Origin of the sequence: Flavobacterium sp. F52, assembly GCF_000278705.1 — a bacterium.
Taxonomy (GTDB): Bacteria; Bacteroidota; Bacteroidia; order Flavobacteriales; family Flavobacteriaceae; genus Flavobacterium; species Flavobacterium anhuiense.
Window position 1 is genome coordinate 122,324 of record NZ_AKZQ01000007.1, and the last position, 23,538, is coordinate 145,861.

General features: G+C 34.0%; 25 protein-coding genes. 17 read left to right on the forward strand and 8 right to left on the reverse strand.

Features of this window, described 5'->3' with window-relative positions:
• Positions 1–63: 63 nt before the first annotated feature.
• The gene (locus tag FF52_RS04085; RefSeq protein ID WP_008463170.1) at positions 64–1,197 is read left to right on the forward strand and encodes an acyltransferase family protein; all 1,134 of its coding nucleotides are present in this window, start codon (positions 64–66) and stop codon (positions 1,195–1,197) included.
• 248 nt (positions 1,198–1,445) lie between these two features.
• Here the strand turns inward: FF52_RS04085 and FF52_RS04090 are convergent, their stop codons facing one another.
• Positions 1,446–2,552 (reverse strand): NADH:flavin oxidoreductase, encoded by a 1,107-nt coding sequence (locus tag FF52_RS04090; RefSeq protein WP_008463171.1) that lies wholly within the window; start codon positions 2,550–2,552, stop codon positions 1,446–1,448.
• 7 nt (positions 2,553–2,559) lie between these two features.
• Positions 2,560–2,862, reverse strand: coding sequence for an ArsR/SmtB family transcription factor (locus tag FF52_RS04095; RefSeq protein WP_008463172.1), 303 nt, complete (start codon positions 2,860–2,862; stop codon positions 2,560–2,562).
• Positions 2,863–3,167: 305 nt separating this feature from the next.
• Between FF52_RS04095 and FF52_RS04100 the strand changes: the two genes are divergently transcribed.
• Entirely contained in the window at positions 3,168–3,662 is a 495-nt protein-coding gene (locus FF52_RS04100) for a TlpA family protein disulfide reductase (RefSeq protein ID WP_008463174.1), read from the forward strand.
• A gap of 212 nt (positions 3,663–3,874) precedes the next feature.
• Here FF52_RS04100 and FF52_RS04105 read toward each other — a convergent pair whose 3' ends face one another.
• On the reverse strand, positions 3,875–4,255 hold the full coding sequence (locus FF52_RS04105) for a hypothetical protein (protein WP_008463176.1): 381 nt from the start codon (positions 4,253–4,255) through the stop codon (positions 3,875–3,877).
• A gap of 213 nt (positions 4,256–4,468) precedes the next feature.
• Here FF52_RS04105 and galA point away from each other — a divergent pair, with 213 nt between their 5' ends.
• From galA to FF52_RS04125, 4 genes are all read left to right on the forward strand, one after another.
• Positions 4,469–7,288, forward strand: coding sequence for a beta-galactosidase GalA (gene galA / locus FF52_RS04110; RefSeq protein WP_008463177.1), 2,820 nt, complete (start codon positions 4,469–4,471; stop codon positions 7,286–7,288).
• A 408-nt stretch (positions 7,289–7,696) separates the two neighbouring features.
• Positions 7,697–8,566 (forward strand): helix-turn-helix domain-containing protein, encoded by an 870-nt coding sequence (locus FF52_RS04115; protein ID WP_008463179.1) that lies wholly within the window; start codon positions 7,697–7,699, stop codon positions 8,564–8,566.
• A gap of 311 nt (positions 8,567–8,877) precedes the next feature.
• Positions 8,878–9,276, forward strand: coding sequence for a cupin domain-containing protein (locus FF52_RS04120; protein ID WP_008463182.1), 399 nt, complete (start codon positions 8,878–8,880; stop codon positions 9,274–9,276).
• Positions 9,277–9,511: 235 nt separating this feature from the next.
• Positions 9,512–10,564 (forward strand): NAD(P)-dependent alcohol dehydrogenase, encoded by a 1,053-nt coding sequence (locus FF52_RS04125; RefSeq protein WP_008463184.1) that lies wholly within the window; start codon positions 9,512–9,514, stop codon positions 10,562–10,564.
• Positions 10,565–10,786: 222 nt separating this feature from the next.
• Here FF52_RS04125 and FF52_RS04130 read toward each other — a convergent pair whose 3' ends face one another.
• Positions 10,787–11,389, reverse strand: a complete 603-nt coding sequence (locus FF52_RS04130; protein ID WP_008463185.1) for a DUF4142 domain-containing protein — start codon at positions 11,387–11,389, stop codon at positions 10,787–10,789.
• Positions 11,390–11,513: 124 nt separating this feature from the next.
• Between FF52_RS04130 and FF52_RS04135 the strand changes: the two genes are divergently transcribed.
• The 5 genes from FF52_RS04135 to FF52_RS23330 all read left to right on the forward strand — a co-directional run bounded on the left by FF52_RS04135 (position 11,514) and on the right by FF52_RS23330 (position 14,220).
• Complete coding sequence (locus FF52_RS04135) at positions 11,514–11,750, forward strand: hypothetical protein (protein WP_008463186.1); 237 nt, start codon at positions 11,514–11,516, stop codon at positions 11,748–11,750.
• Positions 11,751–11,777: 27 nt separating this feature from the next.
• On the forward strand, positions 11,778–12,368 hold the full coding sequence (locus tag FF52_RS04140; protein ID WP_008463187.1) for a hypothetical protein: 591 nt from the start codon (positions 11,778–11,780) through the stop codon (positions 12,366–12,368).
• Positions 12,369–12,602: 234 nt separating this feature from the next.
• Positions 12,603–12,842: a hypothetical protein gene (locus FF52_RS04145; RefSeq protein WP_008463188.1), complete on the forward strand. Its 240-nt coding sequence runs from the start codon at positions 12,603–12,605 to the stop codon at positions 12,840–12,842.
• Between the two features lie 68 nt (positions 12,843–12,910).
• Positions 12,911–13,978: a DNA topoisomerase IB gene (locus FF52_RS04150; RefSeq protein WP_237718518.1), complete on the forward strand. Its 1,068-nt coding sequence runs from the start codon at positions 12,911–12,913 to the stop codon at positions 13,976–13,978.
• Positions 13,979–14,055: 77 nt separating this feature from the next.
• Entirely contained in the window at positions 14,056–14,220 is a 165-nt protein-coding gene (locus tag FF52_RS23330) for a DUF1328 domain-containing protein (protein WP_008463190.1), read from the forward strand.
• Between the two features lie 202 nt (positions 14,221–14,422).
• On the opposite strand, the gene FF52_RS23585 is transcribed toward FF52_RS23330, so the two are convergent.
• The gene (locus FF52_RS23585) at positions 14,423–14,968 is read right to left on the reverse strand and encodes a hypothetical protein (protein WP_008463191.1); all 546 of its coding nucleotides are present in this window, start codon (positions 14,966–14,968) and stop codon (positions 14,423–14,425) included.
• Positions 14,969–15,156: 188 nt separating this feature from the next.
• On the opposite strand from FF52_RS23585, the gene FF52_RS04165 reads away from it, so the two are divergent.
• The 3 genes from FF52_RS04165 to FF52_RS04175 all read left to right on the forward strand — a co-directional run bounded on the left by FF52_RS04165 (position 15,157) and on the right by FF52_RS04175 (position 17,251).
• Positions 15,157–15,741 (forward strand): ferritin-like domain-containing protein, encoded by a 585-nt coding sequence (locus tag FF52_RS04165; RefSeq protein ID WP_008463192.1) that lies wholly within the window; start codon positions 15,157–15,159, stop codon positions 15,739–15,741.
• A gap of 68 nt (positions 15,742–15,809) precedes the next feature.
• Positions 15,810–16,541 (forward strand): DNA-formamidopyrimidine glycosylase family protein, encoded by a 732-nt coding sequence (locus tag FF52_RS04170; RefSeq protein ID WP_008463194.1) that lies wholly within the window; start codon positions 15,810–15,812, stop codon positions 16,539–16,541.
• Positions 16,538–17,251, forward strand: coding sequence for a DUF72 domain-containing protein (locus FF52_RS04175; RefSeq protein WP_008463195.1), 714 nt, complete (start codon positions 16,538–16,540; stop codon positions 17,249–17,251). The genes FF52_RS04170 and FF52_RS04175 overlap by 4 nt, the downstream gene beginning before the upstream one ends.
• Before the next feature lie 172 nt (positions 17,252–17,423).
• Here FF52_RS04175 and FF52_RS04180 read toward each other — a convergent pair whose 3' ends face one another.
• Positions 17,424–17,924 (reverse strand): pyridoxamine 5'-phosphate oxidase family protein, encoded by a 501-nt coding sequence (locus tag FF52_RS04180; RefSeq protein ID WP_008463196.1) that lies wholly within the window; start codon positions 17,922–17,924, stop codon positions 17,424–17,426.
• 230 nt (positions 17,925–18,154) lie between these two features.
• Here FF52_RS04180 and FF52_RS04185 point away from each other — a divergent pair, with 230 nt between their 5' ends.
• Entirely contained in the window at positions 18,155–18,586 is a 432-nt protein-coding gene (locus FF52_RS04185) for a response regulator (RefSeq protein WP_008463197.1), read from the forward strand.
• Here FF52_RS04185 and FF52_RS04190 read toward each other — a convergent pair.
• The gene (locus tag FF52_RS04190) at positions 18,576–21,398 is read right to left on the reverse strand and encodes a PAS domain-containing protein (RefSeq protein ID WP_008463199.1); all 2,823 of its coding nucleotides are present in this window, start codon (positions 21,396–21,398) and stop codon (positions 18,576–18,578) included. The two genes, FF52_RS04185 and FF52_RS04190, sit on opposite strands and share 11 nt — an antisense overlap.
• A gap of 199 nt (positions 21,399–21,597) precedes the next feature.
• Here FF52_RS04190 and FF52_RS04195 point away from each other — a divergent pair, with 199 nt between their 5' ends.
• Positions 21,598–21,939 carry a hypothetical protein gene (locus tag FF52_RS04195; RefSeq protein WP_008463201.1) on the forward strand — a complete coding sequence of 114 codons (342 nt, stop codon included), beginning with the start codon at positions 21,598–21,600 and terminating at the stop codon, positions 21,937–21,939.
• A gap of 379 nt (positions 21,940–22,318) precedes the next feature.
• The gene (locus FF52_RS04200) at positions 22,319–23,143 is read left to right on the forward strand and encodes a hypothetical protein (protein WP_008463203.1); all 825 of its coding nucleotides are present in this window, start codon (positions 22,319–22,321) and stop codon (positions 23,141–23,143) included.
• A 71-nt stretch (positions 23,144–23,214) separates the two neighbouring features.
• On the opposite strand, the gene FF52_RS04205 is transcribed toward FF52_RS04200, so the two are convergent.
• Complete coding sequence (locus tag FF52_RS04205) at positions 23,215–23,478, reverse strand: SemiSWEET family sugar transporter (protein WP_008463204.1); 264 nt, start codon at positions 23,476–23,478, stop codon at positions 23,215–23,217.
• Between the last annotated feature and the right edge of the window lie 60 nt (positions 23,479–23,538).

A 23,538-nucleotide genomic window follows, 5' to 3' on the forward strand; every position in this document is an offset into this window, starting at 1 on the left:
ATCTAAAATCTGCAATCTAAAATCTTCAAATTAAAACCTAACTTAACCTTAAACCAAACAAAAATGAGTTCAATTTCAGTTGATATTAAACCCAAAAAACACTACGAAATACTTGATGGTTTGCGTGGTGTTGCTGCTATTTTAGTAGTTGCTTTTCATATTTTTGAAGCTTTTGCTGGTGGCAATCGATTTGTTCAAATAATCAATCACGGATATCTGGCCGTTGATTTCTTTTTCCTTTTATCTGGATTTGTTGTGGCTTATGCCTACGATGACCGCTGGGGTAAAATGGGCCAATGGGAGTTTTACAAACGCCGTTTAATCCGTTTACAGCCAATGGTAATTCTGGGAATGATCATTGGAGCTATATTTTACTATTTTCAAGCTTCAGACATACTGTTTCCGATGATTAAAGGAATGGAATTCTGGAAAGTTATTTTAACCATGGTAATAGGATTCACCTTATTGCCAATTCCGCCTTCAATGGAAATTAGAGGTTGGGGAGAAATGCATCCTTTAAACGGTCCGGCATGGTCGCTTTTTTTCGAATACATCGCAAATATCTTGTACGCCGTTATCTTCCGTAAATTTTCGAATAAAGTAATGTCAGTTTTTGTATTGATATTTGCCGGACTGTTAATTAATTATACAGTATTTGGCCCAAAAGGAGATGTAATTGGAGGATGGTCTCTGAATTTAGAGCAAATGAATGTTGGCTTTACCCGTCTATTATTCCCGTTTTTTGCTGGAGTTTTATTATGCCGTTTAGGGAAATTAATCCATGTAAAAAATGCTTTTTGGATTTGCAGTATTTTAATCACCATTGTTTTGGCATTGCCAAGATTTGGAGACGAAAACAGCCTTTGGATCAACGGTTTGTACGAATCGATCTGTATTATTTTTATTTTCCCTCTAATTGTAGCAATCGGGGCAGGGGGAGAAATTAAAAATGAATTTTCATTGAAAATCTGCAAACTTTTAGGAGATATTTCATATCCAATTTACATTACACATTACCCATTGATTTATTGGTTTACAGCTTGGGTTGTAGACAACAAAGTGACCATGGAAAATGGCTATTTAGAAGGAATAGGAGTATTGATAGTAAGTATCATACTAGCATTTGTATGCTTAAAATTATACGATGAACCAGTAAGAAACTGGCTTGTGAAAAAATTTCAAAAAAGGTCTAAATAAGGTACAAAGTAACAAAGTGACAAAGGCGCAAAGTTTTTATACTTTGTCCCTTTGTAGCTCTGCAAGTCTGAACCTAAAAAAAATGAATTTCTAAATTTTGTTAGTTATAGATATTCAAAAAGGGATGAAGTCTGACTTCATCCCTTTTTATTTTGTGTTTTTTTATTTAACAAGATAAAGAATAAGCAGTTTAGCAGAAAACCTTTGCCACTTTGTTTCTTTGTCCCTTTGAACCTTTAAAAAAAAAATTATTCTAAAACCAATTGTCCTAAAGCTTCTTTACTGAAACCTTTCAACTCATCAGTTTTTCCAGCTTTGATTTTAGCAACCCAATTCGGATCTGATAAAAGAGGTCTTCCAACGGCAACCAAATCAAAATCGCCTCTGTCGAAACGTCTGTTTAATTCTTCTAAAGAAGTTGGTTGCGAACTTTCTCCAGCAAAAGCACCGAAGAAATCACCAGAAAGCCCAACAGAACCAACAGTAATAGTTGGTGCTCCAGTAACTTTTTTAGCCCATCCTGCAAAGTTCAAATCAGAATCTTCAAATTCTGGTTCCCAGAAACGGCGTTGTGAAGCGTGAATAATATCAACTCCGGCATCAACAAGAGGAGTAAGCCAAGCTTCTAATTCTTGCGGATTTTTTGCCAATTTATAGTTGTAGTCAGAAGGTTTGAATTGAGAAAAACGCATAATTACTGCAAAATCATCACCAACTTGTCTTCTCACTTCTTTAATTACTTCAATTGCAAATCGGTTACGTTCTGGCAAAGTTTTTCCGCCATAAATATCGTCACGCAAGTTAGTTTCAGCTCTAAAGAACTGATCAATTAAGTAACCGTGTGCACCGTGAATTTCAACAGTGTCAAATCCTAATCTTTTGGCATCAGCAGCAGCTTTTCCAAAAGCAAGAATAGTATCTTCAATATCTTTTTCAGTCATGGCAACGCCGTTTCTGAAATCAGGTCGGTTTAATCCAGACGGCCCTTCAAAAGGAACAGGCGGAACCCATCCAGAATGATGGTTGTCCATAATTCCCATATGCCAGATTTGCGGTCCCATTTTTCCGCCCCCAGCATGAACTCCATCAATCACTTTTTTCCATCCATTTAAAGCTAAATCGCCATAAAAGTGAGGAACATTCGCATCATTAGAAGATGATTTTCTGTCAATAACAGTTCCTTCAGACAAAATTAATCCAACTTCGCCTTCAGCTCTTTTTTGGTAGTAAGCTGCGACTTCATCGGTTGGGACTCCGTTAGGAGAAAAAGAGCGCGTCATTGGCGCCATTACAATTCGGTTTTTCAGGTTTAACGATTTTAAGTTAAACTCCGAGAATAGGTTGTTTGTACTCATAGTAATTTTACAAATTAGATTGAATTAATTTACTAAGTGCTTCAAAGGCACCTTCGTTACGTTTATAATAAGTCCATTGTCCAACACGTTTGGCTTCAACAAAACCAGCGCGCTGTAAAATGGACAGGTATTCAGATACAGTAGATTGTGTCAAACCAGCTTTGGCTTGAATCTGTCCAACGCAGACTCCATGCTCAAATCCTGCATGTTCCAGTTGGCCAGGAAAGTTAATTTCGGGCTCTTTTAGCCATTCCAACATTTGCAGTCGGGACTTATTAGATAATGCTTTAAAAATTTCGATCGTTTCCATAGTGCAAATATATCGACTTTTCCCGATATATGGATTTGAAGAGAAATATTTAGTATAATTTTATGATTGGCAATACAGAAAACTAGATGTTTTGTGAAAGAAAATTTATATTTGCCTATAGAAAAATCTCGTAAAGACGCGAAGTCGCAAAGTTTTTTAATCTATTGCCTCCAGCTTTAGATGCAGGTTAAAAAAAGGTAAGAGAGAAGGCTTTAGCCGAATGCTTAACTTAATTATAAAACTTAGCGCCTCTGCGACTTGCGAGAGATAAATTTCAGCCCCGTAATCTAATTATAAACTTAATCATGAAAAAAACTGTACTCATTCTAGCATTCTTATGCTGTGTAATTACCAATTCTAAAGCTCAAGTTGTAGGCGTAGATGTTGGAGATATTGCTCCAGAAATCGATCTTCCAGATACAAAAGGAGAGAAAGTAGCGCTTTCTTCTTTGCGTGGCTCATTAGTTTTAGTTGATTTCTGGGCTTCTTGGTGTGGACCTTGCATTAAAGAACAGCCATTGCTAATCAAATTGCATAATGCTTATCCAGACAAATTATCGATTTATGGAGTTTCTATGGATACTAAAAAACCTTTATGGACAGGAGCAATCGCAAAAGCAAAATTGCCTTGGACGAATGTTAGTGATTTAAAATATTGGCAGTCTCCTGTTGTCGGAGATTATATGCTGCAATCTGTTCCTTTGAACTTTTTAATCGATAAAAACGGAATCATTTTAGCAAAAAACATTCATGGACAGGCTTTAGAAGCTAAAATTAAAGAGCTTTTAGAGGTACAATAAATTTTTCTTAACCGCAAAGTATTTCATCTAAAAGATTTTCTCTCGCAGATTTGGCAGATTGAGCAGATTTAATCTTTTATAAATAGCAGAAAAAATCCCCATAATCTGCCAAATCTGCGAGAGAAAATAAAATTTTGCGAGTGCAGTTAAAAACAAAAAAGCCCAATATCGATTGGGCTTTTAATTTTTAATTCCAGATTTTTAATTCTTTTCTAAGATTCCTTAATAACTTTCTTTACACCTCCAAAACTCGTTTTCAGCATTTCTCTAATCTGAAACTGCGTTTTGTTTTGCGAAGCGCTTTTCCAATCTTTCAGATCAAAAATATGAATCTGATCTGCGTAAGGATTAGTCAAGAATGAAATTCGTGAAATGGTATATTTATAATATTTCAGTTCGTGAGAGACATGTCGATTTGGAACTACAATTAGTATATTTTCCCAGTTCAAAAAGTCTTTTGGAACATCTTTTCTTTCCAATAATCCTAAAGATTCAAAAAAAGCGACAATCTTCTGATCATTAAGTTTGCTAATCTTCTGATCAAGGTTTTTAAAAGTTGTCTGGAGTCTATTTTCGTTAATAATAGTACTCATAGTGGTAATTGCTTTTTATGATTTAAATATAAAATTACATCAAAAGAAAATCATTTTTGAATCTGAAGCCATTAGATTCATTCTAAATTTTGAAAGCCCATTCTAGAAGCATTTGTTATGAATGGCTTATCATATTTTGACAAAATACTATTAATGTTTCTTCTCTAAAAGCTTTATTTTTATCACTATCTGATTTTACTAACAACTAAACCTATGAAAACCAATTTCCTTTTAAGAACAATTCTTTGTTTTTTAATTCTATTTTCAATTCCTGTTTTTGCACAGAAAGAATCAGCAAGAGAAGTCATTCTAATTGATAAAGATTGGCGGTTTTCATTTGGACATTCATACGATACAAAGAAAGATTTTGGCCATGCAGAAGGCTATTTTTCCTATTTAACTAAAACTGGATTTGGCGATGGGCCAGCTGCTTCTGGATTTGATGATCGAGCTTGGAGAAAATTAGATCTTCCGCACGATTGGGCAGTCGAACAGCCTTTTAGCGAAAGCGCAAGTTTCAGCCACGGATTTAAAGCAGCAGGGAAAAATTTCCCAGAGAAAAGCATTGGCTGGTACAGAAAGAAAATAACGATTTCAAATGATGATTTAGGAAAAATCATTTCTTTAAAATTTGATGGCGTTTTTAGAAATTCAAAAGTCTTTTTTAATGGATTTTATTTAGGTACACAGGAAAGCGGTTATAATGGTTTTGAGTATGATGTAACGGCTTACGTTAATTATGGAGGCGAAAATACCATCGTAGTTCGTGTCGATGCTTCTATGGAAGAAGGCTGGTTTTATGAAGGCGCAGGGATTTACAGGCATGTTTATCTTCAGAAAACGAATCCTCTTCATGTGGTGCTGAATGGAACGTACGTAACTTCCGAAATCGTGAATGATAATGCTTCAATTACTGCAGAAGTAAAATTGGAAAATAAAGGTCATTTTAAAGGAAATGTAGAAATAAACCAAACTATTTTGGATGCTTTGGGAAAACAAGTTGCAGTAAATACTGAAAATGTTTTAGCTCCTGAATTTTACAAAACAAATACTTACACAGCAAAATTAAACGTCAAAAATCCGCTTTTGTGGGATATTGATAATCCAAATTTGTATCAATTGGTCACAGAAATTAAAAGTGAAGGAAAAGTAATTGATCACTACAAAACTTCTTTCGGAATCAGAACCATAAAGTTCGATCCAGAAAATGGCTTTTTCCTTAACGAAAAACAGGTTAAACTTAAAGGAACAAACAACCATCAAGATCATGCGGGAATTGGAACAGCCCTTCCAGATGAAATTCAGTACTACAGAATCGCAAAACTGAAAGAAATGGGCTCGAATGCGTATCGTTGTTCGCACCATCCGCCAACGCCAGAATTATTGGACGCTTGCGACAAATTGGGAATGCTGGTTATTGATGAAACGCGTTTGATGGGAATCAACGATTATCATTTGAATGATTTACAACGAATTATCGAGCGCGACCGAAATCATCCGAGTATTTTCTGCTGGTCTGTTGGAAATGAAGAGTGGCAGATTGAAGGCGGAATTACGGGTGAAAGAATTACCAATGTAATGCAGGATTTCAGCAAAAGCATTGATCCGACAAGACCTGTAACGGTAGGAATCAGCAGCGGATTTAAGAGCGGAATATCGAATGTAGTGGAAATCATGGGCTATAATTATCTTGGAAATGGAGATATCGATGCGCATAGAAATCAGTTTAAGCATCAGCCAGGAATGGGTACAGAAGAAGGTTCGACCTTTGCCACGCGAGGCATTTATTTTACCGATGATGCCAAACATTACCAAAGCGCTTATGATAAAAAACCTCGTCCCACTTTTTATAGTATCGAAGAAGGGTGGAAATTTTATGCTGAAAGACCTTATTTAGCTGGAATGTTTATTTGGACAGGTTTTGATTATCGAGGCGAACCAACGCCTTATGGCTGGCCTTCTGTGACTTCTTATTTCGGAATGATGGACGTTTGCGGTTTCCCTAAAGACAATGTGTTCTATTTAAAATCATGGTGGGGGAAAGAACCTATTTTACACATATTCCCACATTGGAATTGGAGCGGAATGGAAGGTGCAGCAATTGATGTCTGGGCGTATTCGAATTGCGATGAAGTAGAGCTATTCCTGAATAAAAAAAGTTTAGGAAAAAAGAAGATGGTGCAAAACAGCCATTTGGAATGGAAAGTAAATTACGCTGCAGGAACTTTGGAAGCTGTGGGTTATAAAAACGGAAAAAAAGTGCTTTCAGATATTCAAAAAACAACTGGAAAACCAGAAAACATCAAATTGTCATTAGATAAAGAAAATGTTTTAAAGGGAAATGTTTCGGTTGTAACGGTTGAAACTACTGATAAAAATGGCTTGCACGTTCCGACCGCAAACGACGAAATTACGTTATCTATAAAAGGCGGAAAAATTTTAGGAGTGGGCAACGGAGATCCAACTTCATTAGAAAGTGATCAGTTTATTGATGACATTGCATTAGTTGCCATAAATAATTTTAAAGAGCAAAAGGTAGAAAGTGCTTCTTTGCCTCAACAATTGCCTAATTATCCTGAAAATGAATGGAGTGATGCTTTTAAAGATCGTGATTATAAAAAACAAGCGCCATCATATATTTATAAAGGTGAATTTGATTTGAAAAGTAATTCGGCTTCTAATCACGTGAGCTTCTTTTATAAAAAAATAGGAGCAGAGGCAGTGATTTTCGTTAACGGAACTAAAGTGGAACCAAACAAAGAAGATTCTCAAAAATATATTTTGAATGCATCTATTCTAAAAGAAGGCAAAAACACGATTCACATTGCAGCAACGCCCTTGCAAAAAATAAAAGATTGGGATGTTATGAATACCGATCCAGGAATCATTCAGGTTATAACGCCTGCAGAACCTTGGAAAAGAAAGCTTTTTAATGGTTATGCGCAAATTATCATTCAAAAAGATGAAAATGCTAAAGAAGTGGTTTTATATGCTTCTGGGAAAGGATTGCGAGCTGCTAGTTTAAAGAATTAGTTTTTTATCGCAATCCCGATAACTATCGGGAGCAAAGATTTACGCTAAGTTTTTAATCTCGCAATCCCGATAGCTATCGGGAGCAGAGACGCAAAGTTTTTTTAATACCAATAAATGAATTGCGTCCAGCTTTAGCTGGATGTGAAAAAAAGGTACTTTTAAAGGCTTTAGCCAAACGGTTCTAAGTTTGGCTAAAGCCTCTTTGACTTAGCTTTTTAGACCTCCAGCTAAAGCTGGAGGCAATTCAAAAAGAACTTTGCGTCTCTGTGACTTTGCGAGCATTTTCTTTAATTAAAAAAAACTTAGTGAACTTAGCGTAAACCTTAGCGCTCTTTGCGGTTAAACCTAAAACCTGAAACTTTAAACCTGAAACAAAAAAATATTGTTTGATTTTCATAACTTTGCAAAATGAATAGTCAGACAGAAACTCAGAATTGCGATTTTACTTCAGATTTAAAAATGAAGGGTTTTAAAGTGTATCCTATAAATGGAGATTTCAGTAAAGTTCCCGTTTACAGCCGAAGAGACTTCTATAAAATCTGCATCAATACCAGCAAAAGCATCATTCAATACGCCGACCGTGGAATAGAAACCGACGGAACGATTTTGTTTTTCGGTAATCCGATTATTCCATATTCTTGGGAAACGGTTTCTGAGAAATTTGAAGGTTATGCTTGCGTTTTTACTGAGGAATTTTTTAAAACAAAAGACCGTTCAGAAACCCTTCAGGAATCGCCTTTGTTTAAAATAGGAGGAACGCCAATTTTTACTTTAACTCCTGAACAAAAGGTGTTTATCGATTCGTTATTCCAAAAAATGATTCAAGAATACGAAACCGATTATGCATTCAAAGATGATTTGATGCGCAGTTACGTCAATTTGATTATTCATGAATCTATGAAAATGCAGCCTTCAGAGAACTTCTTTAAACATAAAAATGCTTCTTCAAGAATTACTTCTTTGTTTTTAGAATTATTAGAAAGACAATTTCCAATAGAGACAAAAGATCAGCCCTTAGCTTTAAAAACTCCTCAAGATTATGCGCAAAGCCTTTCTGTACATGTGAATCACTTAAATCGTTCTGTGAAAGAAGTTACAGGAAAACCGACAACGGCACACATTACAGAAAGAGTGATTAATGAAGCAAAAGCTTTGTTGCAGCACACAGATTGGAGCATTTCTGATATTGGTTATTCGCTTGGATTTGAATATCCGAGTTACTTCAATAATTATTTTAAAAGACTTACAGGAACGGTTCCAAAATCGCTTCGAATGTAAATTGTTTCAATTTCTTAATTTTTTGTTTGAATATTGTTATTTCTGCATTGCAGTATTGCACTACATTTGCCCTGAAATAAACAACGAACCTTTGCATCAGTTTTTTTAATGACTAAATAATACTTCACAAAAGCATGTTCCGCTTTGCATTTAGTTTTAAATTTTGATAATAGAAAAAAATAAAAATCTTTAAAGTATTAATTAAAAGCAAAATCTCCTTCTAAAAAAGAGATTCGTTGTACTGATTATTTCATTCAAATAAGCTTATAAGAATTTTAAAAATTAATTATTAACCTAAAAACAACGAAATTATGTCGACACATTTCACTGCTGTAATCGAAGAAGGTAAAATTCCAAACACTTATATGACAGGCGAAGTGTCATATAAAAAGCAGACAAGCGAAATTCACCCTGAAAATACTGTAATAAAAGATATTTCTTTTGAACCCGGAGCGAGAAGCAATTGGCACAGTAGTGCGAGTCTGCAATTAATCATTGTAACAGATGGAGTTGGCTATTACCAAGAAAGAGGCGGACAAATAAATCTTATCGAAAAAGGAAAGGTAATTACTGTTTTGCCTGGAGTAGAACATTGGTACGGAGCAACACCAAACACCAAATATTCTCATATCACCATTGTGACAGAAGTAGACAAAGGCTCGGGAGTATGGCTGGATAGTGTTACTGATGAAGAGTATTATTCTTTCTAAGTTTCTAAGACACTAAGTTGCTATCCCGATAGCTATCGGGACTAAGTTTTTTTACGCAGATCTTACTGATTTATAACATATTATATTTTTTGATTAGATAAAAATAATCGAAATTTATATAACTGTTTGCAAATCAGTATAAGTCAGCTAGATTTCTATTGCAATTTCAGAACGGTTTTAGACCTGTCCCGATAGCTATCGGGATGAAACAAAAACAAAAAACAACAAATAAATTATGGAAACAAAAAGCATTAAAGCCTTTGGAACGGAAGCTGCCGAAGCACCATTAAAAACTTTAGATATTAAAAGAAGAGCTGTAAAGGCGCATGACGTAGAAATTGAAATTTTGTATTGCGGAATCTGCCACTCAGATTTACATACGGCTAGAAATGAATGGCATGGCACCATTTATCCGATTGTTCCGGGACATGAGATTGTGGGACGCGTGACTAAAGTTGGAGATCATGTAAAAGGCTTCAAAGTTGGTGATTTGGCAGGTGTGGGCTGTTTAGTTGATTCTTGCAGAGAATGCGAACATTGCAAAAATGATTTAGAGCAATTCTGTGATGAGGGAAGTACTCAGACTTTTAATTCTCCAGACAAACACTTAGGAGGACAAACTTATGGAGGTTATTCTCAAAGCATTATTGTAGACGAGAGCTTCGTTTTGCATATTTCAGATAAGTTAGATTTAGCTGCTGTTGCTCCGTTATTATGCGCTGGAATTACAACTTATTCACCATTAAAGCATTGGAAAGTTGGTCCTGGTCAAAAAGTTGGAATTGTAGGTATCGGTGGTTTGGGCCACATGGGAATCAAAATAGCTAAAGCTATGGGCGCTCATGTAGTGGTTTTTACAACATCTTTATCTAAAACAGACGATGCAAAACGTCTTGGAGCAGATGAGGTGGTATTGTCTACAGACGAAGCGCAAATGGCAGCGCATGCAAGAAGTTTGAACTTTATTTTAGATTGCGTTTCTGCCGAACACAATATTGACGCATACTTAAATTTACTAAAAGTAGACGGAACATTAACTCTGGTTGGAGCACCAATGGATCCGCTTCCTGTAACTTCTTTCAGCTTGATTTTAGGTAGAAGAAGCTTCTCAGGATCTCTTATTGGAGGAATTGCCGAAACTCAAGAAATGCTTGATTTTTGTGCCGAACATAATATCACATCAGATGTCGAAGTAATCGGTGTAAATGATGTAAACGACGCCTACGAAAGATTATTAAAAGGAGACGTTAAATATCGTTTTGTGATTGATATGGCGTCGCTTAAATAAGATGCTAAGTTGGTAAGATTCTAAGATACTAAGTTTTTCTTTTGTGCTTAGAATCTTAGCGAATTTAGAAATTAATAAAGCAGAACGATGATCTTAGCATCTCAAAAAAACAACCCCCTCAAGCAATTCAACTCTTGAAGGGGTTTTTAGCAAAGATTTGAGTTTCTTAGACTCAATAGCTTAGAATCTCAGAACCTTAGAATCTTAGCGTCTTAATTCATTTTACTTTTTGTCTAGGTTTTGTTTCAGCATTTTGGCATGTTCCAAATGCGCTGTTAAACCTGCAATATTATTAGAAGCCCAAGTTCTTATTTCTTGATCGTTAGCATCTTTTGCGGCTTTTTCTAATTTCTTGATCGCTTTTTCGTGACCATCAATCATCATATCAGCGAATTTTTTATCAAAATCAACACCCGATTTTTCGTTTAATTTATTGTATTCTTCTTGACCTTCTTCAGTTAAAGAAGTTGGAAGAGTAAAATTTTTCGCTTTTGCTAAAGCACTCACTTCAGAAGCCGATTTAGTGTGCTCATCAACAAGCATTTTACCAAATTTTTTCACTTCAGCGTTAGTACTTTTTGTTTGAGCCAGTTTACCAATTTCGATTTCAGCTAAATTAATTTCAGCTTGATCTACTAAAAATTCAGAGTCATCTTCTTTGCTGTCAATAGAATCAAATTTTGTTTCGTTCGCATCTTCTGCAACCTCTTTTGGATCTTCTTGTTTTGGATCTTCTTGTTTGGTTTCGTTTTTACAAGATTGAAGGAATATAATAATAAGTGCTGCTCCTAAAATGGCTTTTCCGGCTAATAATAACTTTTTCATGATTTTAATAGTTTAATGTTATAATGTAAAATTATAGACAAGTTAAAGGAATGTCTTACAGGATTTTTAGAGATTGTTATAGGATTAAAATGTAAATTTTTAAATTAGCCTAAAATCACTTTATATGGAGAAAGATTTTATTTATGGAATGAAAGTTTCTTTAGGTAATGAATTTGGTGTTGTTATAAAAGATGAAAATGATCAGTCTACTTTTTATGGATTGATTCGTTGGGATACACCGAAAGAAAATGATATTGAAGATTGGAAAGGACAATTTGGGACATTTATTAGGATAGGAGGTAGTATTTTAAATAGTGATTACGAATTTAAATACATAACTGAAGAAGGATTCTCTAAATAGTAATTGGAGATTTTATTTAATACTAAAATGAAAAAGGCACTTTTTATAATTTTAGTTTCAATACTAATAATTTCATGTAAACAGAAGAAAAAATATAAAACCATCGATTTCGGTGATTTTGAAATAACAGTTCTAGAACAATGGAATAAATTGGAATTTAAAGGAGTTGACAGTTATGTTGGTGGAATAATTACACCAGAAAAAGATTCTTTAATTTTTGATATTGGCTTGTATTCTGGAGATGCCTCAAATGATTTTCCATTAGTTTTTGATAAACAATCTTATGCAGAGTTAACTAAAAAGCAAAAAGAACTTTTAAAAGAAACGAAACATTTAATCGTTGATTCTTTGTGCGGAGATATTGATTTTAGAAAATATGAAAAATATAAATCTGTCTTTTATTCAATAGATTGTTTTAAAGCGAAAATGACAATACCAACTAATGTAGAATTTGGTGCTACGGGGATTTATATTGATAGTTTGAAAGGAAACTCCAAAGATTTTAATAAAGTAAAAATGGCTTTCTATGGTTTTAATTTAAAAGAGAAGACTCAAAATCAATTTGTAAGTGCTTTAAAAACAATAAAGCTAAAGGGATATTGTCATTCAAAAAAATAAGATTAAAAGAGATAATTTAATCCCAACTCCAAAAGAGTTGGGATTTTTTATATTTAACATTTTAGATTTCTCAAAAAAAGAAAAATTTACATTTCCACTTTCACAATTCCCATCCTACAAAAATGAAATTTGCGACAAAAATTCTATAACAAAAATTCCTGTGTTAATGATGAATTTTGATATAACAGATTTTGACATATGAAATGTCAAATGTTAACCATAAAAATTAAAGTCATGCCAGATCCAAGAATTAAGAATGAAGAGCAGTATGAAGCATTGGTGAAAAAGGGATACAGCAAAGAAAAGTCGGCTCGTATCGCTAATACGCCAAACGCAGGAAAGAAAGGCGGAAAAGCAAAGCCTTATGATGAATGGACAAAAGAAGAACTTTTGAAACAAGCCAGTAAAGTAGGCATAAAGGGAAGGTCTTATATGAACAAAAAAGACTTAATCGAGTCTTTAAGAAATAATTAAAATTAATTCAAAACTATTTCTGTGATAAATTTTTAAATACCATGAATGCGGCGAAAAAAGAAAATTTAATGAATCAGCTAATTAAAGCGCCACATCTAGTAATTGAAAAACTAGACTTAGAATATATTAATGATCATCAATTAACAATTGTTCGCTGCCGCGAAGGAGAAAATTTCGTTTATAAAAAGAACGGAAAAAATGTAAAAAGTAAAAACGAAATTAAACGCATTAATAGTTTGGTGCTTCCGCCGGCATGGGAAAATGTCCGAATAACAGATATTACAAACGGACATTTGCAAGCTGTAGGAACAGATCTTAAAAACAGGAAACAATACCGTTATCATCCAAGATGGAATTTGATTCGAAACCAAACCAAGTTTTACAAAATTGCAGAATTTGGCGCTAAACTTCCAACAATAAGAAAACAAGTCGATCTTGATTTGGAACAAAAAGAATGGTCTAAAGAAAAAGTTACTGCTTTGGTGATTCGTTTAATGGAAGAAACGCATATTCGAATCGGAAATGAGAAATATGCCAAAGACAACAAATCTTACGGACTTTCGACTTTAAGAAAACGCCACATCAATATCAATAAAAATTCCCTCCGATTTGAATTTGTTGGAAAAAAAGGAAAACAGCATACTATTACCACTCGCAATAAACAATTGGTAAAATTGGTAAGCCGTTGCGAAGAAATTCCAGGCTATGAGGTTTTTAAATATTATGATAAAAATGGCGAACGAAAAGTTCTGGACAGTCATGCCGTTAATGAATATCTGCACAATATTTCGGGCGAATATTTTAGTGCAAAGGACTTTAGAACTTGGGCAGCGTCTATTATTTTCTTTGAAAGTTTAATGGAAATAGGAGTGGCTTCAGATGAAAAAGAAGTCAAACAGAATATTATAACCGCTTTTGATCTCACGGCCGAAGCGCTTGGAAACACTCGAAAAGTCTGCAAAGATTATTACGTTCATCCGCTTTTGATTTCAACTTACGAAGATGGTTCCATTCAGAAATATTTTGATTTGGCAAAAAAAAGCCGAAGCACAAGAAGATATTTTACAAAATCAGAAATAGCATTTTCTGAATTGATTCAGAATTACGAAATCAATTTAGAAACGCCTTGTTCATAAAAGAGTTACTGCATCTCTCCAAAAGCTTAAAAGTTTGCAATACAAACAAAATCATTATTAACTAAAAAACTATTATTATGTTACGTTGGACAGTCACTTTTATTATTCTAGCCATAGTGGCAGGAATATTTGGTTTCGGTGGAATTGCCGCTGGAGCCGCTAGTATCGCTAAAATTTTATTCTTTATATTTTTAGTTCTATTCGTTATTTCATTAATCAGCGGAAGATCTACAAGGGTATAAAAATCAGTAAATAAAAACAAATTTAAAACGGCACATTGACTTTTATAATGTGTCGTTTTGTGGTTTCTGTAATAATTATAAAACCACGAAAGACGGTAATCCAGTACTGAAAATTATTGGAGATTAAGTAGTTAAATTTTAGACTCAAAAAAAACCGTCCCGTTATTTAACGGGACGGTTTTATTTTAATACGAATAAAAGATTAAAATCTGCGCGGATCATTTTCGGGATAACTTTCTTCATCATCATCTTCCTGAACATCATCTTCTACATAATCATTATCATCGTCGTCAATATCTTCTTCGATATAATCGTCATCATCTTCGTCATCATTTTCATCTTCGTCCTCATCGTCAATGTCTTCTAGCACATCTTCGGTTTCGTTAAAGTCATACTCATCTTCTTTTAGATCTGAAGGATTGTCGAATTCGTCATTTTCTTCTGCAAAATTATCATCTTCCAATTCGACTTCATAGATTTCATCATTATTGTCCTCTAGATCTCTGTCGTTATGGAAATCGTCATTAAGGTCGTCCAAATCATCATCGTTTAGATAATCTTCCTGATCTGGATTTGGCTTGTTCGGATTATATCCGTTTCTAACAGTATAGCCACGCTCTGCAATTTCTCGATTATCATTATCCGTTTGTCGTCTATCGTCTTTTAAGTCTTCACCTAAATTTCGATCATCAGAAAAATGATTTTTTAAATCTGTATTATAACCGTTTTTTTTATCGATAGTATTCATGATGTTTGTTTTTTATGATTAATATTTACAAATCTAACACCAAGACGAAGGAATTTTTTATAAGATTTTTTAGTGTAATTCTATAATTAACAGATGTTTAGAATAGAATTTTAATTTAAAATCTTGTAACCTCTCTCGCTATTCACGAAGTAATTTTATCATGTTATTAATCATAAAAAATTATTACCATGAAAACTACAAATAGTAAAAATGCAAGTACAGCAAAAGAAAGTACAAAAGACACAACACCAAGAGGAGTTACAAAGCCAAAATCGAGTGCAGCCTCAGGATTGACTGAATTATTTGAAGAAGCACTAAAAGATATCTATTGGGCAGAAAAAGCGTTGACAAAAGCTTTGCCTGTAATGGTTAAAAATGCTTCTTCTGTTGAATTGAAAGATGCAATTGACAATCATTTAACTGAAACGGAGGAGCAAATTGCCCGTTTAGAAGAAGTATTTAAAATCGTCGGTAAAAAACCAACGGCAAAAAAATGCGATGCCATGGAAGGTTTGATCGAAGAAGCTAAAGGAATGCTGGAAGAAACAGAATTTGGAGTAGTGCGTGATGCAGGAATTATTGCTGCGAGCCAGAAAATTGAGCATTACGAAATTGCTACTTACGGTACTTTAAGACAGTTTGCCGAAACTCTAGGTATTCCTGAAGCAGCCACTTTGTTAGAGCAAACACTCGATGAAGAAAAAGGTGCTGATAAAACCCTGACAGAAGTTGCTGTAAATGCAGTAAATCTTGAAGCTGCAGAAATTGAATAAGCATAAGAAATAAAATAAAAGTGCAGTTTTAGAGCTGCACTTTTTTAGTTAAATAAAAAATTGAGTATATGCCCGAAGGTCCGTCAATAGTAATTTTAAAAGAAGAAGTGCAGCAATTTACGGGACAGAAAATAATTTCTGTATCTGGGAATACGCATATTGATATTTCTAGGCTACAGGATAAAACCATTCTAGCTTTTAAAACTTGGGGAAAACATTTCTTAATCTGTTTTGATTCATTTACAGTAAAAATTCACATGCTCATGTTTGGGACATACCGAATAAATGAGCGTAAAGTTTCAAAACCCAGATTAAGTTTAGTTTTTGAAAACGGAGAGCTTAATTTTTATACTTGTTCTGTAAAAATTTTAGAGGGAGACATTAATTCTCATTACGATTGGAGTGTTGATGTCATGAATGAAAATTGGAATCCTAAAAAAGCACAAGAGAGTATCGAAAAAATGCCTCAAAAAATGATCTGCGATGTCATCTTAGATCAGGATATTTTTTCTGGAGTAGGCAACATTATAAAAAATGAAGTTTTGTACCGCTGTTATGTGCATCCAGAATCGATTGTAGAGAAAATTCCGCCTCATATAAAAAGCCAGCTTATTGCTGAATGCTCCACATACAGTTTTGAATTTCTATACTGGAAAAAGAAGTTTGAACTTAAAAAACATTGGGAAGCCTATACAAAAAGTATATGTTTACGATGCAATCTTCCTTTCCAGAAAAAACAGACTGGAGATCGAAAACGCAGAAGCTTTTTCTGCACTAACTGCCAACAATTATATATATGAAAAATCACGTAAAAATAGGCTGTTCCAGTTTTTACAACAGTTTTTGGAAGAACGTTTTTTACCCTCAAAATCTTCCTTCCAAAAAATGGTTTGAGTTCTATTGCCAGCATTTTGACACTTATGAGTTTAATGGCAGTTTTTATAAATTTCCGACCATTCGTATTTTCCAAAATTGGTACAATAAAACCCCAGAATCTTTTTTGTTTTCGGTAAAAGTGCCAAAAGAAATCACACATATCAAAAAGCTTATAGACTGTGAAAGCCGTTTGAATGACTTTTATAACATTTGTAAGGAAGGCATGAGAGACAAACTCGCTGCTGTTCTCTTTCAATTTCCGCCAAGTTATGCTTTTAGCAGAGAAAAATTACATGCCATAATCGGAATTCTTAATTACAATTTCAAAAATGTAGTCGAATTTCGCCACGAAAGCTGGTGGAACGATGAAGTTTGGAACGCATTTAAGGAAAACAATATCACATTTTGCAGTGTGAGTTATCCCAATCTTCCTCAAACTATCTTCAAAGATTTTCCACTACTTTACATGCGTTTTCATGGAATCCCAAGATTGTTTCATTCAAGTTATTCTACGGAAGAATTACGGGAGGTATATCGCCAGATTCGTTCCAAGAAAGGATTTATTTATTTTAATAATACAGCAAGCGAAGCAGGTATTTTGAATGCTTTAGAATTGAAAAGAATGACTGTTTGATTTTAATTTTTAAATTTTTAATTTAGTAATGATGTTTAACCGCAAAGAGCGCAAAGGTTCACGCTAAGTTCGCTAAGATTATTTTCTTTTGCGTGCCTTGCGTAAACCTTTGCGCTCTTTGCGGTTTAAAAAAACCTTTGCGGTTCAAAAAAACCTTTGCGGTTCAAAAAAACTACAATTTTAAGCTTCCCTCGATTCCGTCATCCATAGTTTTTCCTGTAATAAAAGCAGCTGTCATTTTTGCAATCGCAACCATTTTTCCGTTTTTATTATTCCAGTAGTAACCATCTTCCGGAACTACTTTAATTACGCTTAAATTTGGGTCATCGACACCGCCTGGCATCCATATTTTTACTGCTGGATTCCATAATTTTTCAATTGTTTCTCGATCGTATGAAATACTTGCCGTTCCATGAAGAGTTAAGAATTTATCATGCGGTTCGGCAAAAAAGATTTCAACCATTGGATTCAGTGTGATTTCTGCATTCTGTCCGCTGTTTCTGTCAGATAAGAACCATAGGTTTCCCAAATCATCAATTTTCTGCACAGACATAGGTCGAGATTGTATCCTGTATTCGTTATATGTACAAAACATACACGTTTTAATATGCGCAGCCAGATCTTTTATTTTGTCTACTGCAAATTCATCTGTAAGGTCTTTATGATCGCCCATAACGTTATATTTTTAAGTTGTTTTTTATATTTAATTATTTGACAAACAGAAGGTATTGTCTGAAAAATATTAAAGTAAAGTTGGAGATTTTTACACTTTTTCAGCTTATATAATTAAACTTATAAATTATGATATTTCAATTTACTTTGTAAGAAATTAAATCTAAATCCTATTTATTAGATAAAATTGCACTATATTTGGGCATATTAAAATTCTAAGCCAAAAATACGATGACAGATTTCACCATATTCTATACTGATGACGACGAAGATGATTTATGTATTTTTGCAGATGCCGTAGAATCTATTCCCCATAACATTAAACTGCAAACATATTCTGGAAGTCAAAATTTTTTGAATGCCATTTCGGAATCATCTGTTGTTCCATCCGTGATTTTCTTGGATTTAAATATGCCTGGAAAAAATGGATTTGACGTTTTGGAAGAACTAAGAAGTTCTGATGACAAAAAAGACATTCCAGTAGTCATCTATTCCACTTCGAGTGAGCCAGGTAATATTGAAAAATGTCTTAAACTTGGAGCCAATTGCTTTATTACCAAACCCGTTTTAATGAGTGATATTATAAAAGCAATAGAACACGCAATACAAATTGATTGGAAAAAGTTTATCCCGACCCAATCCAATTTTGTATTTAAATACTGATTTCAGATAAATCTGGAATATAAATATTAAAGACAGAACCTTTTCCTTTTTCACTATCAACGGTGATAAAGCCTTTATGGTTTTCTACAATTTTTTTCACAATTGCAAGGCCAATACCTGTTCCTCGATATTCGCTCTCGGTGTTTAAACGCTGGAAAACTTCAAAGATTTTTTCTTTATAAACGAGCTCAAAACCAATTCCGTTATCCGAAACTTGGAGATGGTGGTATTTTTTGTCTTTAAATTCAGCATTTGGAAGCGATTTTCCATCAACTTTTTTAACTGATATTTTTACTTTTGGAGGAACGCCAGGACGTGAAAATTTTAGGGCATTTTCCACCAGATTGTGAAGTAGCTGTCTAAATTGGAACTGTATCAGTGTTGCTTCTCCCAAATCGTGATATTCTACAATGGCATTTTTTTCTTCAATGCGATCTGAAAAATCACTGATTACTTCTTCAGCGATTTCGTCTATTTTAATTTTTGTAAATATGCGATCGGCAGAATTGGCGCGGGAATAGGTTAATAAATCCTGTATTAAATTTTGCATTTTTTTAGCCGAAAACTCAATCCTGTTTAAATAGGTTTTGGCATTCGCCGAAATATTCTGCTCATCCAAATCGGCCAATCGGCTAGCAAAAGTCTGGATTTTACGCAAAGGTTCCTGAAGATCATGACTCGATATATAAGCAAATGACTGCAGTTCTATATTCATATTAACCAGATCTCTGTTTTTGAGTTCCAGTTGCGTTGTGCGTTCAATAATCTGTTCTTCCAGCTGATTGGTAAAGTTTTTTTGTTCTTCTATATCGGTACTGCTTCCCACCCACATGGTCACTTTTCCAGACTCGTCCAATTGGGCAACAGCACGGCTGAGCTGCCATCTGTATTCGCCATCATAACGTTTAAATCGGTGGATAAAAAGAAAATCATGTCCCGTTTTTACTGATTCCATCCAGAGTTTAACATTTTCTTCGCGATCGTCTGGATGGATAATTTGTAGCCAGCCATTCTTTTCAATCTCTTCTTTAGAAAGTCCAGAATAGTTGTAGACGGTTTCATTAAAATAATTTAGATTCCCCAATGTATCGCTTGTCCAGATAAGTTGGGGCATAGAATCGGCGAGGAGTCTAAACTTTTGCTCGCTTTTTACTAGAACATGCTGCATATTTTTTTCTACAGTTACATCCATTACAGTTCCAATCATTTTTGAAGGAATATTATTTTCATCAAAAAAGATTTTGCCATGCATTTTAATCCATCCAATTGAATTGTCTACTTTTAAAATGCGAGCTTCATATTTGTAAATGCCTTCCTTTAAAGCCTTTTCAAAAGCCTCTTTAACAATATGTTCGTCTTTAGGAAGAATACGGCTTCGAACGTCTTCATGTATTATTTTAGTGCCTTTTTCAAATCCGAAGATATCTAGAATGTTATCGCTATAAAGTAACTTTTTGGTTTTAAGATTTAAATCCCAGGTAGCAATTTTTCCAATTTCAGTTGCCAAACGTGCTCTTTCTTCTGTAGTCTCCACTTTTTTTCGAGCTTTGACTTTAGAAGTTACGTCATAAACGGTGAACATAATTCCAGAAGCTTTTCCATTTTTTTCATATAACGTCGTAAATTCATAATCGAGGTAGAATTTTTTAAGCTTTCCTTTAATATTAATATGGGTAACAGCTTCGTTTTCGCTGATTTTTTTTCCAGTTGTGAGCACTTCGTGCAATATTTCAGGATATTTCTGATTGTATAATTCTGGAAAAACCTCCAATAAGGGACGACCAATAAAGTCTTTTTCTTCTTTCTGCCAAATATCCTTCATCATGGCTTTATTGGCCATTTCGATTACATAATCTTTTCCTCTAAAAATTGCCATTGCAATAGGAGATTCCATAACAATATTGCGAAACGCAACTTCATTTTCTGTGAGCAGATGTCTTCCTTTTACATCTTCTGTTACTTCATAAGCCACCACTATGATTCCTGTTATAGTATTGTTTTCTTCTTTTAAAGGATAAAAAACGACATTGAAGTAGGCTAATTCCTGTTTGTTATATCTATTTAAAGTTACAGCAAATTCATCTTGAGAATAAGGAATTCCAGTTTCAAAGACGTTTTTTAGCAAGGGATAAACAGCTTCTTTAGTTTCAGGAAACGAATCAAAAATGGGTTGGTTTAAAATATCACTTTCTTCTTTGCCTGCAATATGAAGATACGTTGCATTAGCCATTTCAGCAATGAATTCTGGTCCTTTTAAAATACAGATGCCAAGCGGAATTTGTTTTACAGTGTTTCTAAAACGTCTTTCACTTTCTTCCAGATTTTTGCGTGTAAGCACTTGTTTTGTGGTTTCATTGCAGATTACCAAAACACCGTTTGTTTTTCCATTTTCATCATTCACAGGACTGTAGCTAAAAGTCCAGTACACATCTTCCATTTTACCATTTCTGTAAATCGGCAACAATTGGTCTTCATGCCATGTCGCTTCGCCTTTATCAAAAACTTGATCGATTAAAGGTTTTATGAAATCCCAGATTTCAGGCCAGTAATCGGCACCTTTTTCGCCAAGAATAGCGGGATGTTTGCCATCATTTCCTAAACTAGGACGATAGGCGTCATTATAAAAGCATATATGATCTGGCCCCCAAAACAAAAACATGGGGAACTTGGAGTTTAACAGAATTCCTAAAGTTGTACGCAGACTTTGTGGCCATAATTCTACTGGTCCAACAGCCGTTTTGCTCCAATCTTTAGCACGGGTTAGTTGTCCCATTTCTCCTCCTTTTGCCAGAAAAGAATAATTTTTACTCATTTAAGGGGTGTATTTATTGGTCTCAAAATCAGCTAATTTTTCAATGTTTTCTAGTGTTTCAAATTAGCCTTAGCTAAAATTAAGAAAAAATAAATATTCAATTAAAAGCGATTTTTGAATGAGGCAACATTAAAATCAATTGAGTTAATTTTATCTTGTTTCTATACGGAAATTTGATAAACAGATAAAGTTAAAAGATATGAAACGAGAAGATTCAAAACATGAAACCGACAATATAAAGAGATATCAGGACGAAGGTTATACTGCTAGTTATCTATTCGAAAATGATCGTTTAATAGATGCAGAAACAAAAGAAGCCTACAAACCTGAAGACATATTTATTGTAGCTCATCATCGATATGAAGGAATGAGCGATCCTGATGATATGTCGATTTTGTATGTTATAGAAACAAGAGATAAAAGAAAAGGAACACATTTATTAGGATATGGTCCGATGGCCGATTTAGAAGAAGCCGAATTTTTTAAAGATATTCCGAAAGCCAATTATTCTAAAAATGCTGATATAAACGAATTGACTTAAAAGAATAAAAATAGATTGGTATTTTTATTTTGCTGATGAGCAGTTGTTTCAAATTTATTTGAGGCAGCTGCTTTTTTTTTAGGTTCCAAGTTCCTAAGATTCTAAGATGCTAAGATTTTTCCAGCTTTTTTTGAAAGCTTTTAAGTTACTAAGACTTTGATAGGGTAAAATTTTCTAGTTCTAAGAAACTTATAAACCCAGCATCTTAGCACCTTAGAATCTTAGAAATAAAAATTATGAAATTTCTTCGCAAAATTCTATAAAGATTTAGCTTCCAATATAAACGAAATTTGGATTATAGAAATGAAATAAAAACCAAAGTTAGTTTTTGTACGTAAATAACTACTAACTGATTCATTAAAAACCAAAATTCTAATACATGAAAAAACTTTACATAAATACTGGAAGCTTTGACGCTGTTTTTAATAATTTGAAAGAAAGCTTTGGCGGAGACTTATCTATTACAGCCAATGAATATAGACTGGCGGTAAAATCAAAATGGGCAACTGGGAATATTTCTGGAGTGCGTTTTGAGAAAGAAATGTCGTACCTCAATTTTGATTTGACTTTCAATCAAGATGTTAATTTAAGTATTGAATCCAATCCTTATTTGCCTGTATTTTTTGTGTATTGCGAAAAAGGAAGCGTATTGCACCGTTTTGGAGCAAATGGAGCTGTTAAACGTTTAAAAGAGCAGCAATCGGGTATTATGAGCAATTCGTCTTCAATAAATAGCGTATTGTGCTTTGAAAGCCATAAAAAGATTCAGTTTTCATTAATTGGAATACCAACAAATGTAAATGACGCAGCAAATGCTGATTTTGCTTTTCAGATTAAAAAAAGATTTACACATGAATCTGGAAATTATATTTATATCGGAGCTGAGGGCTCAAAAATAGGAGAGAAGTTTCAAGAACTTAAAACGATTCCGAAACAAGGAACGGTTCGTTATTTGCTAATGAAAAGCATTTTGCGCGAAATTGTACAGTTAGAGATAGCTCAGCATAGTTATAATTATCTGACTCCGTTTGTACCTGTTTTAAATTTTGCGTCTAAACAGCTGACAGAAATCAAAAAGCTATCAGAAATCAATTTCGGACATTTTGTAGCGCCAGTGCTATCTTTAAAAAGAAATTTACAATCAAAAATTCTAAAGGAAAAATATTTAGAATTAGAACCTTACAACCAAAAATTAGCTAGCTAGTAAGCATTATTATATCCTTCACTTTTCAATAAAAAACAGCTTCGATCGAGCTGTTTTTTTTCTTTTTAAGGCTACTGCTCTTTTTCAAAATAAATAATAAAATAAACCATAGTAAGATTTAAAATCAGTGAAATGCTGTTGGTGATAATAATCGGCAAATCGTTTTTCAGAATGCCGTAAATAACCCACACCGCGATTCCGAAAGTAAGCGTGCCAAACATTTTAAGCGAAATCTGCTTCACTTTTTTGGTTTTCCAAACCTTCAAAATTTGCGGAATTGTCGATATTGTAACGCACGCTCCAGCAAAAAGTCCTATGATGTCTATATAATTCATTTCTATAAGATTTGTATTTAAGTTGGTTAGAAAATAATCTCGCAAAGACGCAGAGCCGTG